Source organism: uncultured Brachyspira sp., assembly GCF_949287625.1.
Classification (GTDB): Bacteria; Spirochaetota; Brachyspiria; order Brachyspirales; family Brachyspiraceae; genus Brachyspira.
The window spans coordinates 26,166-42,778 of sequence record NZ_CASEGO010000010.1 but is presented as its reverse complement, the minus strand read 5'-3'; the positions used below and the strand labels follow the sequence as shown (position 1 = coordinate 42,778).

The following is a 16,613-nucleotide window of genomic DNA, read 5'->3' as shown; positions in this document are numbered from 1 at the left end:
TTCTTTTGTTGCCACAAAGAAGCAAAAAGGCTATATTTCTGGCTAAATTTTACAATTTATTCTACATGTAAAACATAATTAGTACTATTTAGTATTATTTTTACACTTGCACTTTTTGGTTCTTTTTGCGGCGGGAAAAAGAACAATAAAAAATTGACAAACTTAAAAATTTTCAGTATATACTGGAACAATAAATTATACAATGTATAAAACATTATTTTTTTAACTGATAAATTATAAAAATTTTATTATAATCTTATCCAGTAGTTTTGAAACAACTCTTATATATCTAAATAAATTATCTTAGCACCGCTTCCGCCTAAATGAAGAGGGGCATCTGAATAATACTTTATATGATTTTTTCCGTCCGTTTGCAAATAGTATTCCACCATATTTTTTAATACTGGTATCTTATTTTCGCTTCCGAAACCTTTACCATGTATTATAAGAATAGGACTCATCTTATTTTTCTTACATTCATAAATAAAATGCTTAACTTCTATCAAGGCTCTGTCACTTGTAAGTCCATGCAAATCCAGTCTGTCTTTTGGAACGGCATTTTTTATATTAGGTTTGAATTTGGTATTGATTTTTCTTTCATGAATAGACTTTTTAGAATGATTAGTGCAATCGAGATTCTCAATTGCACTCAAAAACATTTCTTCATCTTCTTTTGTATAAGCTAATTCTTCTTTTAAAAAATTACTTTCTTCTAATTCTTTATTATTATTTTTATAAACTTCTTTGCTTTTTTTGTTTATATTATCTTTTTTTATATATTCAGTATTTTTTTTATAATCAAAATCATCAGGAAAATATCCATGTTCTAAAAAAAATAAAAACAGTTTTCTATCTTCTTCTTCAGATTTTTTTGACATATAATGAATCCTAAAATAATAATATTTATGAATTTAATAATTTCAAAAACTCAGCATTATCTTTAGTAGAATTCATTTTATCAATAACAGTTTCTATTAATTGATCCTCATCTATACCCTGAGACTGCATGTACTTTCTTAAAGCCCACATTTTATTTTTCTCTTCTTCAGTAAGAAGTAAATCCTCTCTTCTAGTAGAAGAAGAATCTATATCAATAGCAGGGAAAAGTCTTCTGTTGGCAAGTTTTCTGTCCAAATGAAGCTCCATATTACCAGTACCTTTGAACTCTTCGTATATATAATCGTCCATTTTACTTCCAGTATCAACCAAAGCAGAAGCTATTATGGTAAGAGAGCCGCCTTCTTCTATATTTCTGGCAGCACCGAAGAATCTTTTTGGTTTATGAAGAGCATTAGAATCTACTCCCCCTGTTAACACCTTACCGCTTGCTGGTACTACTAAGTTATAAGCTCTTGAAAGTCTTGTAATAGAATCAAGTATTATAACAACATCATGTTTATTTTCTACTAAACGTTTAGCTTTTTCTAATACCATTTCAGAAACCTGACAATGTTTATCTGGAGTTTCATCAAATGTAGATGCAATAACCTCAGCTTCTGGAACTTGTCTTTTCATATCGGTAACTTCTTCAGGACGCTCATCTATAAGAAGTATAAAAAGTTTAATGTCTGGATAGTTTCTGCATATAGCATTAGCAATCTCCTGAAGCATCATAGTTTTACCAGCTTTAGGAGGGGCTACAATTAACCCTCTTTGACCTTTACCTATAGGAGAGACAAGATTAATAATACGTGTAGATATTTTATTTGGTGCGAATTCCAAGTCTATACGTTCATTAGGAAAAATCGGAGTTAATTTATCAAAATGCGGTCTTTTATAAAGATTATTAGGCTCTTCTCCATTAACAGTTAAAATTTTAAGCAAAGCAAAAAATTTTTCCCCAGCATTATCTTTAGGAGGTCTTACTTCACCAGTAATTATATCACCCGTTCTGAGACCGAAAAGTCTAATTTGAGCGGGAGAAATATATATATCATCAGGACCAACTAAATAATTACTATTTTGAGACCTTAAAAAACCAAAACCGTCCTGCAAAGTCTCTAAAGTACCCTCAGCAATAATTTTACCTTCCATAGCATGCTGTGCTCTCACTATAGCCTGCATAAGTTCTTGACGTCTGATATTATTAGAAGTGTCTTTTTTTATACCATAACCTTCAGCAAATTCTAAAAGTTCCTCAAAAGTTAAACAGCTTAATTTACTAATATGAATATCATCAACAGGTTTATTCACTTTTTCATCGCTTACATTATTATCATAATTTTCATTAATATTAGGAGCTTGTTCATCTTTTGAAACGATATCATTATTATCTTGTGCAGCCTCAATCTGTTTTACAACTTTTTTTCTAACAACTTTTTTAGGCTGTACAGCAGGAGTTTCAATTTCTTCATTTTCATTAGATACTTTTACACGTTTTTTTTGGAAAGGCATAATAATTCCTCCATAAACAACATCTACGTAAAGTTATAGCGAATATTCGCTATAACAAAACTATAGATATTATTTATATAAAATTTGCTTATATTAAGATTTATAAACCGATTTGTTTATTTTTATTTAATTAATTAATTTATTTATTTTCAGTTTTAACAGAAGAGCTATCAGATTCGCAAAGCATCACTACACACATATCTGCAGCATCACCGAATCTTTTATATGACAAAATTTTTCTTACATAACCGCCGTTTTTATCAGCATATCTAGGAGCTATATCTTTAAAAAGTTTAGTAAGTATAGTCCTATCTTTAACATACTTAGCAGCCATTCTTCTATTGTGAACATTATCAACTTTAGCTTTATATATAATTTTATCAGCTAATTGCTTTATAGCTCTGCCTTTTTCTTTAGTAGTTTCTATTTTTTCATATTTCAATAAAGAAGTAAGCATGTTAGAAAGCATAGCTTTTTTATGTGCACTTGTTCTATTAAATTTTTTTACTGTAACTCTATGTCTCATTTTACTATCCTTAAAAGTTTATTACCTTTTATATTAACCTCTCATACCAAGATGAGCACCATACTCTGCAAGTTTTTCTTTAATTTCTTCAATAATCATTTCATTAGACCCCATAAGTCTTAACAAATCAGATTCAGATTTTACAGCAACCTTATCCAAAGTTTTAAGATCGGAAGCCATCAGGAAATTAGCAGTTCTAACAGAGAATTCCACTTCTTCAATATGTTTTCCCTTAAGAGAATCAAGTACAGAATCTTTAGGGGTTTCTTCTATTTTTTCATCATCGCCATTAGCCTCTTCAGGATCCATAAAATGTTTTAAATTATCTCTTAAGATTTTAGCAGCTTGTGAAAGAGCTTTTTCAGGAGCTATATTACCTTTAGTTTCTATTTCAAGAGTAAGTTTTCCGTAATCTATACGCTGCCCTACTCTTATAGGGTCAACATTATATTTAACGCTTACAATAGGTGAATATATAGCATCTATAGCTATAGCATTAACATCTTCTACCAATTCAATATTCATTTCTGCAGGCACATAACTGTATCCGCCTTCTATTTGAATATCCATTTCAAAGGTATAACCTTCTGCAATAGTAGCAATATAGTAATCAGGGTTATGAACCTGAGCCTCATTATCATTAGCCACCAAATCGCCAGCAGTAATAGTACAAGGACCTTCTTTTTTCATATGAATAGTTTTTGTTTCCAAACGATCTGGAAGCGAAACTACAACATTTTTAAGATGCATAATCATCACTATAGTGTCTTCTTTCATGCCGGGTACATTTTCAAATTCGTTGCTGACACCATCTATTTTAATAGCAGTGATAGCATAACCAGGTATAGAAGATAATAATACTCTTCTTAAAGCATTACCAACAGTAACCGCATATCCTCTTTCAAAAGGCTGAGCAATAAATTTGCCGTAAGTAGGAGTTAAGTCTTTCTTCTCAAAAGTAACCCTATGAGGATGTTTAATAGATTCTAATATTTCTTTTAATGCCATTCTTATAATACCCCTTATAAAAGAGTTCCATTACTTAGAATAGTACTCAATGATGAGCTGTTCATTGATAGGATACTCTATATGATCTCTTATAGGCAAAGTAACTATTTCTCCTGTTTTAGAAGAAAGATCCAAACTTAACCATGCTGGAACATATTCACTTTTTAAACCTTCTGCTATAGTTTTAACTTCACCTACAGCATTGCCATTTTCAGTAAAAGAGATTTTATCTCCAACTTTTGTACTGTATGAAGGAATTGACATTTTTTTACCATTAACTGATATAAAACCATGAGCTACAAATTGTCTAGCCTGATTTCTGCTTTTAGCAAAACCAAGTCTGTAAACAACATTGTCCAAACGTAATTCTAATAATCTAAGTAAGTTTTCACCAGATACACCAGCCACACGTATAGCTTCATGATAATAATTTCTAAATTGTTTTTCTAAAACACCGTAAATACGTTTAACTTTTTGTTTTTCTCTCATCTGAATACCATATTCTGACAACTGTTTCATTTTACGGTTAACAGGACCTGGTACTTCTCTCTTTTTTGTTATAGCACATTTAGCAGTAAGACATCTTTCGCCTTTCAACATAAGTTTCATTTTTTCACGGCGGCATAATCTACAACTAGCATCTCTATATCTTGCCATATTATTTATCTCCTATTAATACAACTTAAATACAAATATTATATTCTTCTTCTTTTTCTAGGACGGCAGCCGTTATGAGGCATTGGAGTAACGTCCTTAATAAGTTTAACTTTAAGACCTGAAGCTTCAACTGCTCTGATAGAGCTTTCTCTTCCCATTCCAGGACCTTTAACATAAACTTCTACTTCTCTAACACCCATTTCATAAGCTTTTTTAGATGCTTTTTCACTAGCAACCTGTGCAGCGAAAGGAGTAGATTTTTTACTGCTTTTATAATCTCCGTCTAAACCTGCACTAGCCCAAGATAGAGTGTCTCCATTTCTATCTGTTATAGTAACTATTGTATTATTAAAGCTAGCTTTTATATGTACTATACCAAAAGCTTCAACTTTTCTATCTTTTTTAATTTTTTTATCTTTTAGAGTTTTTTTACCTTTTTGAGTAGCCACTATTCTCCCCCATTAATTATTTTTTACCTGGTGCTTTTTTCTTACCAGCAATAGCTTTTCTAGCTCCGCCGCCTCTAGCATTACGCGAATTAGTACGTGTACGCTGACCATGTACTGGAAGCCTTTTAATATGACGCATTCCACGATATGAGTGAATATCTTTTAAACGCTTTATATTATTGTAAAGCTCTGTACGTAAATCACCTTCTACTTTAGTAGTGGCTTCTATAGCATCTCTTAAAGCTGTAATTTGTGCATCTGTTAAGTCTTTAGCTTTAATAGAATAATCTATATTAGCTTTATCACAAATAACATGAGCAAGAGTGCGACCTATACCGTATATATCAGTAAGGGCTATTTCTATTCTTTTATTGTTTCTAATTTCAACACCCATTAAGCGTGCCATATTAATTATCTCCTTAAATTAATTACTTCTGTTTTTGTTTATGTCTTGGGTTTTTCTTACATATAACTCTAACTACGCCTTTTCTTTTAACTATCTGACAGTCATTACAGCGTTTTTTTATAGAACTTTTTACTTTCATTGTAACTAATCTCCAATTAATTTATTACTTATAACGATAAATTATTCTGCCCTTTGTTAAATCATAGGGAGACATTTCTATAGTTACTTTATCACCTGGAAGTATGCGGATAAAATTCATACGCATCTTGCCTGATATATGAGCCAATATCTTATGACCATTCTCTAGCTCTACTCTAAAAGTAGCATTTGGAAGAGGCTCTACAACTGTACCCTCTACTTCTATAGTTTCTCTATCAGCCATATTGTTTACCTTCTAACCTTAGATTTCTTCAATATACCATCATAGTTATGCATTTGTAAATAGGATTCTATTTGCTTTAATAACTCAACGGCAACACTTACACTAATCATTACTGATGTTCCGCCCATCAAATAAACAAGAGAATTATTTGTACCTCTGAAAGGAGCAAATATAGGTATCTTAGACATTAAGTCTGGGAATACTGCTATAGCTGCCAAGAATATTGAACCGCCTATAGTTATTCTGCTTAATACTGTCTTAAGATATTCTGCTGTTTGAGTACCAGGTCTGTAACCAGGTATAAAACCGCCGGATTTTTTAAGATTCTCTGCTATATCATCTGGATTGAATTGCACTGATGTATAAACATAGGCAAACATTATAACCAAAAGACAATAGAGAACGATATATGCCCAGCTTCCATAAGAGAAGAATCTAAGCAATGCATCAAGCCATCTCCATTGAACACCTCTAGTTAAACTAGCTATCTGAGCTGGAATTGCCATTAAAGCAGAAGCGAATATTATAGGTATAACTCCAGATGGATTGATTTTGAAAGGTATATGAGTTGATTGAGCTCCGAATACTTTTCTTCCAACCACACGTTTAGCATATTGAACAGGTATTCTTCTCTGTCCGCTTTCTTCATAAACTACACAGAATATAACTATTGCGAAAATTATGAAGAAAAGAACTATAACTAAAGAGTTTAAATATTCACTTTCTCTTTTCTGTATAACATCGTAAACACCAGCAGGAATACGAGCAACAATACCAGCAAAAATTATAACAGATATACCGTTACCAAGGCCGCGTTCTGTAATTTGGTCACCTAGCCACATTAAGAACATGGTACCAGCTGTAGCTGTTACAACTACTAATAATATAAATCCTATACCCGGATTCATAAATATCATAGCACCTTCATTTATGCTCTGTATCCAACTAGCCATAGCTGCAGATTGTACTATACAAAGAACAAGTGTTAAATATCTAACATACTGATTTATCTTTTTACGACCGCTTTCACCTTCTTTCTGCATTCTTTCGAGTGCAGGTATTACTACCCCAAGAAGCTGCATTATAATAGAAGCAGAAATATAAGGCATTATACCAAGTGCCAATATAGAAAATCTAAATAAAGCACCGCCTGAAAATAAATCCATTATAGTCAAAAGTCCTGCACCGCCTTGCGATGAGGATAAAAAGCCTAAAAGGGCTGTAGGATCTATACCAGGTGTAGGAATATGACTTCCTATTCTATAAACTAAAATAGCTATAACAGTAAATAATATTCTGCTTCTTAATTCCTGTACCTTAAATATATTAGCTAATGATTTCAACATTATTATTTACCTTAAAATTTTTTATCTTCTTTTTTTCTAATATATTTTTTACGTTCATGTATTATAACTTTACCGCCTGATTTCTCAATTTTTTCTATAGCTTTTTTACTAGCCATATCAACTGTAATAGTAACAGCATTTTTAACTTCACCCATAGAAAGAAGTTTGATGTAATCTCTTTTAGATGAAAGGAAACCTAACTTTAGTAAAGTTTCTCTGCTTATTTCATTACCAATAGAATCTAAATCACCAACATTGATGACATTCACACATTTTTTGAAAGCTGCATTAGTAAATCCGCTTTTAGGGATTCTTCTATGCAAAGGCATTTGTCCGCCTTCAAAACCAGCTCTTCTGCTGTATCCAGCACGAGACTGAGCACCTTTATCACCTCTGCCTGCAGTACAGCCCCAACCAGAACCTTGACCGCGTCCTACTCTATGACGTTTTTTACTTGAACCTTTAGGAGCTCTTAATATTTTTGTATTTTCTTGTGCCATTGTTAAGAACCTCACTTATACTCTACTTTAAGAAGATGTGATATTTTATTTATCATTCCATTTATTTGAGGAGTTGCTTCATGTTCTACAACTCTTTTACCCTTTTTAAAACCTAAAGCTACAACAGTATCTCTTTGAGACTTTTCATAGCCTATAGAAGATTTAACTAATGTTATTACAACTTTAGCCATTATTCTGCCCTCCCATAAATCTGGTCTATACTAATTCCTCTTTTATTAGCCATATGCTCTACTGTTTTCAAAGATTTCAAACCTTCAAAAGTAGCTTTAGCTAGGTTCATTGAATTATTATTACCTAAAGACTTAGAAAGAATATTTTTTACACCAGCTAATTCTAATACAGCACGTGCAGGACCGCCAGAAATTACTCCGGTACCTTTAGAAGCTGGCTTCATAATAATTCTGCTGCTTCTAAATACGCCTACTGTATTATGCGGTATAGTTTCACCTTTTAAGTTAACTTCTATCATGTTTTTCTTAGCTTGCTCTATAGCTTTTCTAATAGCATCTGGTACTTCGTTTGCTTTACCATAACCTAAACCAACATGACCATTCTTATCACCTAAAACCATTAAAGCGGCAAATCTAAAACGTCTTCCGCCTTTCATAACTTTAGCAACTCTGTTTAAAGTTATAAGACGTTCTTCGTACATACTTTTTTCTTCGTTGTTGTTTATATCGTGTGCCAAGGTCATACTCCTTAAAATTTCAATCCTGCTTCACGAGCACCGTCAGCCAAGGATTTTATTTTTCCATGATATATATAGCCGTTTCTATCGAATACAACTTCATTAATATTTTTTTCTTTTGCTCTAGCGGCTAAAATTTTTCCTATTTCTTTAGCTATATCAACATTCTTACCGCTTTTTAAATCTTTTTCCTGAGAAGATGCTGATACTAAAGTAACACCTTTACTATCATCTATTATTTGAGCAGATACATATTTAAGACTTTTATAAACTGTAAGTCTAGGACGCTCAGAGCTTCCTTCTATTTTTATACGTATACTTCTTTTTCTTCTTTCACGTTGAGCTTTAATTTTTTCTCTTAAACCCATAGCTTACCCCTTACTTAGCAGCTTTTTTACTTTCTTTCATTTTCACATGCTCGCCTTCAAATCTAACACCTTTACCTTTATAAGGTTCAACAGGTCTTCTCTTTTTGATATTCATAGCGAGCTCACCTACTTGTTCTTTATCATTACCTTCGATAACTATCTTTGTGTCTTTTTCTACTGTTACTTTAACACCTTCAGGTATTTTCATTTTAACATCACTAGAAAAACCTAATTGTAAAGTTATAGTGTCTCCTTGTACATTAGAACGATAACCTGTACCTTCTAACTGAAGAACTTTTTTATATCCAGTAGTTACACCTTCTATCATATTAGAAATAAGTTTCCACACTAAACCTAATTGTGCAGAATATTTAGCTTTATTTTCTTTAATAGCTTTTTCGTCAGTACTTTCAATCTTAGGAGGTTTAACCCAAAGAGAATTATTTTCAAGTTCAAGTATTATATAATCAAAAAACTCTCTTGTCAACTCCCCTCTTTTACCTTTTACGATTACTTTATGTCCGTCTACTTTAACTTCAACGCCCTGAGGTATCGCTATAGGTTTGTTTGCTAATCTACTCATTATTAATACCCTCTTAATTTATTACCAAACGTAGCATAAAACTTCGCCGCCAACATTTTCTTTTCTAGCTTCTTTATCTGTCATAACGCCTTTGCTTGTAGATATTACAGATATACCAAAGCCGTTTTTTACTTGAGGTATAGTGTCTACTGAGGTATAAACTCTCAAACCTGGAGTTGATACTCTTTGAATGCCCTCTATTACTGAACTTCCCTCATAATATTTCAAGTCTATTTCTATGCGGAAGAAATTTTTATCTTTTACTTCTACTTTTTTGAAGTCATTAATATATCCTTCTTTCTTCAAAATTGCAAGTATATTTTCCATTTTTGTAGAAAAAGGTATAGTAACAGCTTCTTTTTTTGCTCTACATCCGTTTCTAATTATAGTTAAAGCATCTGCTATTGGATCATGTACGCTCATTTATATAACTCCTTAAATTACCAACTAGACTTAGTTACGCCCGGTATTAAACCTTTATTAGCTAAATCTCTGAAACATATTCTGCACATCTTGTACTGTCTTATGTAAGCACGAGGTCTGCCGCATATTGGGCATCTGTTATATTGTCTTGTTTTATATTTTTGTTTTTTTGTAGCTTTAACTTTAAGTGCCAATCTAGCCATTATTTATTCTCCTGACTTTTAGGTGCAGCACGGAATGGCAAACCTACTCTTTCTAATAAAGTGCGTGCCATATCGTCATTATCTGCAGTAGTTACTATTGTTATATTTAAGCCTTTTACAGCATCTGTTTTATCAAAACTTATTTCTGGAAATATAGTATGTTCTTTTATTCCTAAATTGTAATTACCTTTACCGTCAAATCCTCTTCTAGGAATACCTTGGAAGTCTCTTACCCTTGGTAATGCTATGAATATTAATCTCTCTAAGAAGTCATACATTCTCTCACCTCTTAAAGTTACACGGCATCCTATAGGCATACCTTGTCTTAATTTGAAGTTAGCTATAGATTTTTTAGCTCTTGTTACAACAGCTCTTTGTCCTGCTATTTGAGTTAATTCTTCTACAGCAGAATCAACATATTTTTTGTCTGTTACAGCCTGAGTTACTCCCATATTAATTATTATTTTTTCAATTTTAGGGATAGCCATTGCAGAGCTTAAATTCATATCTTTTAGCAGAGACTGTTTAATTTCGTTTTCATACCTATCTTTCAATACTGACATAATTTATTCTCCTACTTACTTATCAAGAAAATCGCCCGATTTTTTAGAATATCTTTTTAATTTTCCGTCTGCTTCTTTTCTTCCAACTCTAGTAGCTTTACCGCCTTTGTCCACTACCATTACATTGGATATATTTATTGAAGCTTCTTTTTCAACTATACCGCCTCTTTGATTCTCTTGAGTTTTAGGCATAGTTTTTTTAACCATATTGATATTTTTTACTACAACTCTGCCTTTTTTTCTGTCTATAGACAATACCTCGCCGCGTTCGCCGCTTTGCTCTCCAGCTATTACCTCAACAGTATCGCCTTTTTTTACTTTATATTTTGTCTTACTTAAATCTTGTTTTTTTATCATAATTATATTACCTCTGGTGCAAGTGATACTATCTTCATAAAGCCTCTGTCTCTAAGCTCGCGTGCTACTGGTCCGAATATACGTTTACCTCTAGGTTCTTTTTTATCATCTACTATAACAGCAGCATTCTCATCAAAACGTATGTATGAACCGTCTGGACGTCTAACTTCTTTTTTAACTCTTACTATTACGGCTTTAACAACTTTACCTTTTTCTATAGAGCAAGTAGGTATTATATCTGTTACAGAGCAAACAATTACATCACCTAAAGTAGCATATCTGCGTCTGCTTCCGCCTAATACCTTAATACATTTTAACTTTTTCACGCCAGTATTGTCGGCTACATTAAGAGTACTTGGTACTTGTATCATAATTCTTACTCTCCTTCAACCTGTGAAGAAACTGCTGCTTCCGGAGCATGTTTTTCACGTTTTAATACGCTTTCTACATCGCTGTCTATAGAATCTTTCTCTAGACGTTCTGCTTTCTTAATTATTTTTGTCAATCTAAATTTTTTATCTTTACTAAGAGGTCTGCACTCTACTACTCTTACTAAATCGCCTTCATGGCATTCGTTTTTTTCGTCATGAGCTTTATAGCGTTTATTTTTACTAATAGTTTTACCATAGAGCGGGTGTTTCTGCTTGCTTTCTACTTTTACAACTATAGTTTTATCCATTTTATCAGAAACTACAATTCCCTCAAGTACTCTTTTATATTTTTTTGCTTTGCTTTCCACAGTAATACCTCACTATTTTTTTATGCCAAGTTCATATTGACGAATAAATGTCTTAACTTTAGCTATATCTTTACGAGCTTTTTTAAGCTGATGTGTTTGTCTTGCATCGCCTACTACTTTTTCAAATCTATGCTCTTGATATTCTTTTTCTAATTTTAGAAGTTCACTTTTAAGCTCTTCTAAAGGCAATGACTTATAATCTTTTTTATTTTTAGCCATTATATAGCCTCCCTCTTAATGAACTTAGTTTTTATAGGAAGCTTAAAACCAGCTAGTCTGAAAGCTGATTGAGCCAACTCTTCTGGAACACCTGCTATTTCAAATATTACTTTTCCAGGTTTAACTACAGCTACCCAATATTCAACGTTACCTTTACCTTTACCCATTCTAGTTTCAGCTGGTTTTTTAGTATAAGGTTTATCTGGAAACACTTTTATCCACATCTTACCTACACGTTTAACATGTCTTGATATAGCAATACGTGCAGCCTCAATTTGTCTATCTGTAAGCCATACAGGTTCTAATGCCATCAAACCATAATCTCCGAAAGTAAGATTACTTCCTCTTTTTGATTTGCCTTTCATTCTGCCTCTATGATGTTTACGATATTTCATTCTTGATGGTTGTAACATTATCTATCTCCTTTGGCACTGATAACTTTACCTGCATCATCTTGCTTATGTTCTTTTTTATCAAGAATTTCTCCCTTATAGATCCACACTTTTATTCCGATAATACCGAATGTAGTAAGTGCTTCTGCAGTGCCGTAATCTATATTAGCTCTTAATGTATGTAATGGTACTGAACCATTTTTATATTGTTCTGTTCTAGCAATATCAGCTCCTGCTAAACGTCCAGAACACATAACTTTTATTCCTTTAGCACCTTTCTTCATAGCTTGAGTTATAACGCTTTTCATAGCTCTTCTGAAAGCAACACGCATTTCTAATTGACGTGCTACGCTTTGAGCTGCTAATGTTGCATCTAACTCTGCATCTCTTATCTCTGTAATAGAGAAATGTACTGGTTTTTTAACCATTTTCTGAACTGCTGTTTTTACAGTTTCAACTCTTTGACCTTTAGGTCCTATTACAACACCTGCTCTTGCAGTAGAGATGAAAATATTTATTCTATCTGGGAAACGTACTATTTGTATATCAGATATAGCAGGGTCAAAAGACTCTTTTTTTCCGCCGATTTTCTTTTGTTCTTCTTTTAATGTTTTATAATAATAATTCATTATATAGCGTCTGATAGATAAATCTTCATGCAAGCTGTCTGCATAAGTTCTGCTATCTTCAAACCATTTACTAGACCAAGTCTTGTTAATTCCGAGTCTTAAACCTATTGGACTAACCTTTTGACCCATAGTTTATACCTCCGCTGCTTTAGGTGCTTCTTCTACTTTAGCACTTTTTACTTTTAATTTTTTCTTTTCAGGTTTTTTATCATCACTTAATACTATAGTAATATGTGAAAGTCTTTTTAATATTGGGTCAGCACTGCCTCTGCTTGCTGCACGTATTCTTTTTAATGTTGGAGCTTTGTCAACATAAGCAGTTTTTACCCATAATGTATCTGGATTGATATTTCTTGATTGGAATATTGCATTAGCTATTCCGCTTTTAATAGCCTTTCTTAGAACTACTGATGACATCTGTGGCATTGCTGCAAGATTAGATATAGCATGATTAACATACTCACCTCTAACAAAAGGAAGCAATCTTGATACTTTCCTGCGGCCAATGCGTAAATAACGTACCTTTACTTTATAATCCATAGTCTAAATCCTTATTTCTTACCTACTTTAGCGGCACCTGCATGAGATATAAATTTTCTTGTTGGTGCAAATTCGCCTAATTTATGACCTATCATATTTTCTTGTATATAAACTGCTACAAATGTTTTACCATTATGTACATTTATAGTAAAGCCTATCATTTCTGGAATAATCGTTGAAGCACGGCTGTAAGTTTTTATTTGGTGCTTATTATCTCCAGCTTGTATTTTCTTAAAAAGATTCTTATCTACAAAAGGTCCTTTTTTAATAGAGCGAGACATTATTTTTTACCCCCTCTTCTTTTGATTATTAATCTATCAGAATACTTATGTTTCTTTCTAGTTTTGTAACCCTTAGTAGGTACACCTGTTGGAGAAACTGGGTGCGGATTACCTTGACCGCTTTTACCTTCACCACCGCCGTGTGGGTGATCTACTGGGTTCATTACAACACCTCTTACTTTTGGTCTTCTGCCTTTATGTCTTGTAGTTCCAGCTTTACCATCTGTAGTATTGAAATGATCTAGATTACCTATTTGTCCTATAGTAGCATAACAATTTTCTAGTATTCTTCTTTCTTCACCTGAGCGAAGTCTTATTACACAATAACCGCCTGATTTTGCTGTTATCTGAGCACCACCGCCTGCTGCTCTAACAAGCTGACCGCCTTTTCCAGGAGTTATTTCAATGTTATGTATTATAGTACCTAATGGAATTTTTTTCAATGGTAAAGTGCATCCAATTTTAACTTTTGCATTTTCACCGCTTACTACTCTATCGCCTACATTAAGTCCCAATGGCCATATTATGTATCTTTTTTCGCCATCTGTATAGTGTAATAAAGCTATACGAGCAGTTCTGTTAGGATCATACTCTATAGAAACCACTTTAGCTTCTATGTCATGTTTATCTCTTCTAAAATCTACAAATCTAAATAGTTTTTTATGTCCGCCTCCGCGACGACGCATAGTTATACGACCATTTGAACCACGTCCGCTTATACGTTTTTTTCCGCATACTAATGATTTACAAGGCTCATTTGTTGTAATATCAGAAAAATCTACTACTGTACGATAGCGTAAACTTGGTGTTGTCGGTTTAAATTTCTTAATAGCCATCGGTGTCCCTCATTATTTTACTATATCTATTGATTCTTTGCCGTCAAGAACTATTATCGCTTTTTTATAGCTGCGTGTATATCCGCGTCTGCTCATTCTGCGATTTTTCTTTTTTGGCTTAACATTTATTATCTTACAATCTAGCGGATGTACATTGAATATTTTTTCAACCGCTTTCATTAGTTCTGTTTTATTAGCGTCCTGTCTTACTTTAAATACATAATAACGCTTTTCTGTTCCTCTAGGCTCAGTTCTAAGCATATTACTTTTTTCTGTAAGTATAGGCTCAATTAAAAGTGAATACATGCTCATATTTTTTAACCCTTAATTCTAGCATTTAATTTAGATAAAGCTGTTTTAGTAAAATATACCTCATCAGCATAAAATAAAGGATGTATAGACATACTGTCTGCATTTACAAGCTTTAAATCTTTAATGTTTCTTAATGATAATAATAATTTATTGTAATTATCACCTAAAGATTCATCTTTACCTACTACAAATGCCACTTTTCTTGTATTTGGTTCTTTAACCTTACTTATAAAACTAGCCATTCTTTTTGTTTTAGGAGCATCAAAAGTGAAGTCCTCAAAAACTTTAAGAACATTGCTGCCATATTTTAAAGATAAAACAGACAATAGAGCCTTACGCTTCATTTTCTTTGGCAATCTATAGCTATAATCGCGTGGTTTAGGAGTATGTGTTTTACCACCGCCTACCCAAATTGGCGAACGTGTAGAACCTGCTCTTGCTCTGCCAGTACCTTTTTGTCTCCAAGGTTTTTTACCGCCTCCTGAAACTTCTGCTCTGGTTTTAGTAGAGTGCGTTCCCTGACGTCTGTTAGCTAATTCATTTTTGATTGCTTCGTAAAGTAGATTATTGTTAACTTCTGATTTAAATATCTCATCAACAATCTCTAAATTGCCTACGCTATCTCCATTTTCATTTAGTATTACTACTTCCATTTTATCATCCTGTTATTACTCTAAATTAATTCATTGAGTTCTTTTTCTTGTTGCGTTTTTTAGCTGCTGATGTTAATTTCACTATACTATTAACTGCACCAGGTATAGCACCTTTAATCATAATCAAATTATCATCTGGTCTTATTTCAACTACTTTCAAGTTTTGTATAGTAGTTAAAGCATTACCCATATGTCCAGGCATACCTTTACCTTTCCATACTCTTGCAGGGTAGCTGTTACAACCTATAGAACCAGCTCTTCTTCTGAAGTTAGAACCATGGCTCATAGGACCACCGTCGTAATTATGTCTTTTCATTACGCCTGCAAAACCGCGGCCTTTACTCAAAGAACTAACATCTATAAAATCGCCTGCTTGAAATACATCTGCTTTAAGTTCCTGACCTACTGTATATGAGCTAGTATTGTCCATTCTGAACTCTTTTAGATATTTCTTAGGCTCTAAATTTGCTTTTTTAAATTGACCTATTTGTGGCTTTTTCAAATGCTTTTCTTTTACGGCACCATAGCCTAATTGAATTGCACTGTAGCCATCTTTCTCATTATCTCTTATCTGCATAACTGTGCATGGACCAGCTTCTACTACTGTTACTGCTATTGCATTGCCAGTTTCATCAAAAACTGTTGTCATGCCCAATTTTTTGCCAATTATTCCTACCATCGGCGAATCCTCTATAATGATTTTACTTACTACTTTTCTATTGTTTCAAACTATTACAGATAAAACGTAGTAAAGAGCTTTATCTTTAATATTTAATTAAACGCTTATTTAAGCTGAACATCAACCCCAGCTGGAAGCGCTAATTTTTTAAGAGATTCTGTTGTTTGAGGAGTTACATCAAAGATATCTATTAATCTCTTATATATACGCATCTCAAATTGTTCTCTTGATTTAATATTTACATGCGGACTTCTTATTACAGTTACCTTACGTATGCTTGTAGGCAATGGTATAGGTCCTGATACTCTAGCACCTGTTTTCTTTACACTAGCTACTATAGACTGAGCTGATTGATCAATAAGCTCAATATCAAAGGCTTTTAGTTTAACTCGTATTTTCTGTTCTTTCATAGCTTGAATTACTCGCTTTCTCTTAATTTATTAAAGGGTATATCTTTAA

General features: G+C 32.9%; 30 protein-coding genes and 1 pseudogene. All 31 read right to left on the bottom strand.

All coding sequences use genetic code 11. The features are described from left to right. Window positions 1–281: 281 nt before the first annotated feature. The 31 genes and pseudogenes from Q1X91_RS03805 to rpsJ all read right to left on the bottom strand — a co-directional run bounded on the left by Q1X91_RS03805 (window position 282) and on the right by rpsJ (window position 16,564). Window positions 282–878, bottom strand: coding sequence for a Smr/MutS family protein (locus Q1X91_RS03805; RefSeq protein ID WP_300753533.1), 597 nt, complete (start codon window positions 876–878; stop codon window positions 282–284). Window positions 879–903: 25 nt separating this feature from the next. Next, entirely contained in the window at window positions 904–2,172 is a 1,269-nt protein-coding gene (gene rho / locus Q1X91_RS03800) for a transcription termination factor Rho (protein ID WP_245555843.1), read from the bottom strand. Between the two features lie 361 nt (window positions 2,173–2,533). Next, entirely contained in the window at window positions 2,534–2,920 is a 387-nt protein-coding gene (gene rplQ, locus Q1X91_RS03795; RefSeq protein ID WP_096735917.1) for a 50S ribosomal protein L17, read from the bottom strand. Between the two features lie 33 nt (window positions 2,921–2,953). Next, window positions 2,954–3,928, bottom strand: a complete 975-nt coding sequence (locus Q1X91_RS03790; RefSeq protein ID WP_300753529.1) for a DNA-directed RNA polymerase subunit alpha — start codon at window positions 3,926–3,928, stop codon at window positions 2,954–2,956. Between the two features lie 30 nt (window positions 3,929–3,958). After that, window positions 3,959–4,585: a 30S ribosomal protein S4 gene (gene rpsD / locus Q1X91_RS03785; RefSeq protein ID WP_020004620.1), complete on the bottom strand. Its 627-nt coding sequence runs from the start codon at window positions 4,583–4,585 to the stop codon at window positions 3,959–3,961. A gap of 38 nt (window positions 4,586–4,623) precedes the next feature. Continuing rightward, complete coding sequence (gene rpsK / locus Q1X91_RS03780) at window positions 4,624–4,992, bottom strand: 30S ribosomal protein S11 (RefSeq protein ID WP_047117487.1); 369 nt, start codon at window positions 4,990–4,992, stop codon at window positions 4,624–4,626. Window positions 4,993–5,050: 58 nt separating this feature from the next. Then, window positions 5,051–5,440, bottom strand: coding sequence for a 30S ribosomal protein S13 (rpsM, locus tag Q1X91_RS03775; RefSeq protein ID WP_008723417.1), 390 nt, complete (start codon window positions 5,438–5,440; stop codon window positions 5,051–5,053). Between the two features lie 22 nt (window positions 5,441–5,462). Then, on the bottom strand, window positions 5,463–5,579 hold the full coding sequence (rpmJ, locus tag Q1X91_RS03770; RefSeq protein ID WP_008723415.1) for a 50S ribosomal protein L36: 117 nt from the start codon (window positions 5,577–5,579) through the stop codon (window positions 5,463–5,465). A gap of 24 nt (window positions 5,580–5,603) precedes the next feature. Continuing rightward, the gene (gene infA / locus Q1X91_RS03765) at window positions 5,604–5,822 is read right to left on the bottom strand and encodes a translation initiation factor IF-1 (protein ID WP_008727096.1); all 219 of its coding nucleotides are present in this window, start codon (window positions 5,820–5,822) and stop codon (window positions 5,604–5,606) included. 5 nt (window positions 5,823–5,827) lie between these two features. Further along, window positions 5,828–7,168 (bottom strand): preprotein translocase subunit SecY, encoded by a 1,341-nt coding sequence (secY, locus tag Q1X91_RS03760; protein WP_300753527.1) that lies wholly within the window; start codon window positions 7,166–7,168, stop codon window positions 5,828–5,830. 11 nt (window positions 7,169–7,179) lie between these two features. Beyond that, window positions 7,180–7,668 carry a 50S ribosomal protein L15 gene (rplO, locus tag Q1X91_RS03755; RefSeq protein ID WP_300753525.1) on the bottom strand — a complete coding sequence of 163 codons (489 nt, stop codon included), beginning with the start codon at window positions 7,666–7,668 and terminating at the stop codon, window positions 7,180–7,182. 11 nt (window positions 7,669–7,679) lie between these two features. Then, the gene (rpmD, locus tag Q1X91_RS03750) at window positions 7,680–7,859 is read right to left on the bottom strand and encodes a 50S ribosomal protein L30 (protein ID WP_300753523.1); all 180 of its coding nucleotides are present in this window, start codon (window positions 7,857–7,859) and stop codon (window positions 7,680–7,682) included. Beyond that, window positions 7,859–8,341 (bottom strand): 30S ribosomal protein S5, encoded by a 483-nt coding sequence (rpsE, locus tag Q1X91_RS03745; RefSeq protein ID WP_033425242.1) that lies wholly within the window; start codon window positions 8,339–8,341, stop codon window positions 7,859–7,861. The genes rpmD and rpsE overlap by 1 nt, the downstream gene beginning before the upstream one ends. A 47-nt stretch (window positions 8,342–8,388) precedes the next feature. After that, window positions 8,389–8,745, bottom strand: coding sequence for a 50S ribosomal protein L18 (gene rplR, locus Q1X91_RS03740; protein WP_300753521.1), 357 nt, complete (start codon window positions 8,743–8,745; stop codon window positions 8,389–8,391). 10 nt (window positions 8,746–8,755) lie between these two features. Beyond that, entirely contained in the window at window positions 8,756–9,328 is a 573-nt protein-coding gene (gene rplF / locus Q1X91_RS03735; RefSeq protein WP_300753519.1) for a 50S ribosomal protein L6, read from the bottom strand. A gap of 21 nt (window positions 9,329–9,349) precedes the next feature. Then, window positions 9,350–9,751, bottom strand: coding sequence for a 30S ribosomal protein S8 (gene rpsH / locus Q1X91_RS03730; RefSeq protein WP_013114311.1), 402 nt, complete (start codon window positions 9,749–9,751; stop codon window positions 9,350–9,352). Window positions 9,752–9,768: 17 nt separating this feature from the next. Beyond that, window positions 9,769–9,954, bottom strand: a complete 186-nt coding sequence (locus Q1X91_RS03725; protein WP_008723403.1) for a type Z 30S ribosomal protein S14 — start codon at window positions 9,952–9,954, stop codon at window positions 9,769–9,771. Further along, window positions 9,954–10,517: a 50S ribosomal protein L5 gene (gene rplE / locus Q1X91_RS03720; protein WP_300753517.1), complete on the bottom strand. Its 564-nt coding sequence runs from the start codon at window positions 10,515–10,517 to the stop codon at window positions 9,954–9,956. The genes Q1X91_RS03725 and rplE overlap by 1 nt, the downstream gene beginning before the upstream one ends. 15 nt (window positions 10,518–10,532) lie before the next feature. Beyond that, window positions 10,533–10,874 (bottom strand): 50S ribosomal protein L24, encoded by a 342-nt coding sequence (rplX, locus tag Q1X91_RS03715; protein WP_020004615.1) that lies wholly within the window; start codon window positions 10,872–10,874, stop codon window positions 10,533–10,535. 2 nt (window positions 10,875–10,876) lie between these two features. Beyond that, window positions 10,877–11,245 carry a 50S ribosomal protein L14 gene (rplN, locus tag Q1X91_RS03710; RefSeq protein ID WP_013114308.1) on the bottom strand — a complete coding sequence of 123 codons (369 nt, stop codon included), beginning with the start codon at window positions 11,243–11,245 and terminating at the stop codon, window positions 10,877–10,879. 107 nt (window positions 11,246–11,352) lie between these two features. After that, window positions 11,353–11,613: pseudogene (gene rpsQ / locus Q1X91_RS03705) on the bottom strand (30S ribosomal protein S17); the annotation flags it as partial. A 12-nt stretch (window positions 11,614–11,625) separates the two neighbouring features. Beyond that, window positions 11,626–11,832: a 50S ribosomal protein L29 gene (rpmC, locus tag Q1X91_RS03700; protein WP_013114307.1), complete on the bottom strand. Its 207-nt coding sequence runs from the start codon at window positions 11,830–11,832 to the stop codon at window positions 11,626–11,628. Continuing rightward, a complete protein-coding gene (rplP, locus tag Q1X91_RS03695; protein ID WP_008727113.1) occupies window positions 11,832–12,245 on the bottom strand; it encodes a 50S ribosomal protein L16 in 414 nt (137 codons plus the stop codon). Before rplP ends, rpmC begins: the two co-directional genes overlap by 1 nt. Next, complete coding sequence (gene rpsC, locus Q1X91_RS03690) at window positions 12,245–12,982, bottom strand: 30S ribosomal protein S3 (protein ID WP_020004613.1); 738 nt, start codon at window positions 12,980–12,982, stop codon at window positions 12,245–12,247. The genes rplP and rpsC overlap by 1 nt, the downstream gene beginning before the upstream one ends. Before the next feature lie 3 nt (window positions 12,983–12,985). Next, complete coding sequence (rplV, locus tag Q1X91_RS03685) at window positions 12,986–13,393, bottom strand: 50S ribosomal protein L22 (protein ID WP_300753513.1); 408 nt, start codon at window positions 13,391–13,393, stop codon at window positions 12,986–12,988. Between the two features lie 11 nt (window positions 13,394–13,404). Continuing rightward, window positions 13,405–13,674, bottom strand: a complete 270-nt coding sequence (gene rpsS, locus Q1X91_RS03680; protein WP_008723378.1) for a 30S ribosomal protein S19 — start codon at window positions 13,672–13,674, stop codon at window positions 13,405–13,407. Further along, window positions 13,674–14,510 (bottom strand): 50S ribosomal protein L2, encoded by an 837-nt coding sequence (gene rplB / locus Q1X91_RS03675; protein WP_013114304.1) that lies wholly within the window; start codon window positions 14,508–14,510, stop codon window positions 13,674–13,676. Before rplB ends, rpsS begins: the two co-directional genes overlap by 1 nt. Before the next feature lie 12 nt (window positions 14,511–14,522). Further along, entirely contained in the window at window positions 14,523–14,816 is a 294-nt protein-coding gene (gene rplW, locus Q1X91_RS03670) for a 50S ribosomal protein L23 (protein WP_187287622.1), read from the bottom strand. Window positions 14,817–14,827: 11 nt separating this feature from the next. After that, entirely contained in the window at window positions 14,828–15,475 is a 648-nt protein-coding gene (rplD, locus tag Q1X91_RS03665; RefSeq protein ID WP_012671620.1) for a 50S ribosomal protein L4, read from the bottom strand. Window positions 15,476–15,500: 25 nt separating this feature from the next. Beyond that, a complete protein-coding gene (gene rplC / locus Q1X91_RS03660) occupies window positions 15,501–16,154 on the bottom strand; it encodes a 50S ribosomal protein L3 (RefSeq protein ID WP_013114302.1) in 654 nt (217 codons plus the stop codon). Window positions 16,155–16,258: 104 nt separating this feature from the next. Next, a complete protein-coding gene (gene rpsJ, locus Q1X91_RS03655) occupies window positions 16,259–16,564 on the bottom strand; it encodes a 30S ribosomal protein S10 (protein ID WP_008723370.1) in 306 nt (101 codons plus the stop codon). Window positions 16,565–16,613: the final 49 nt, after the last annotated feature.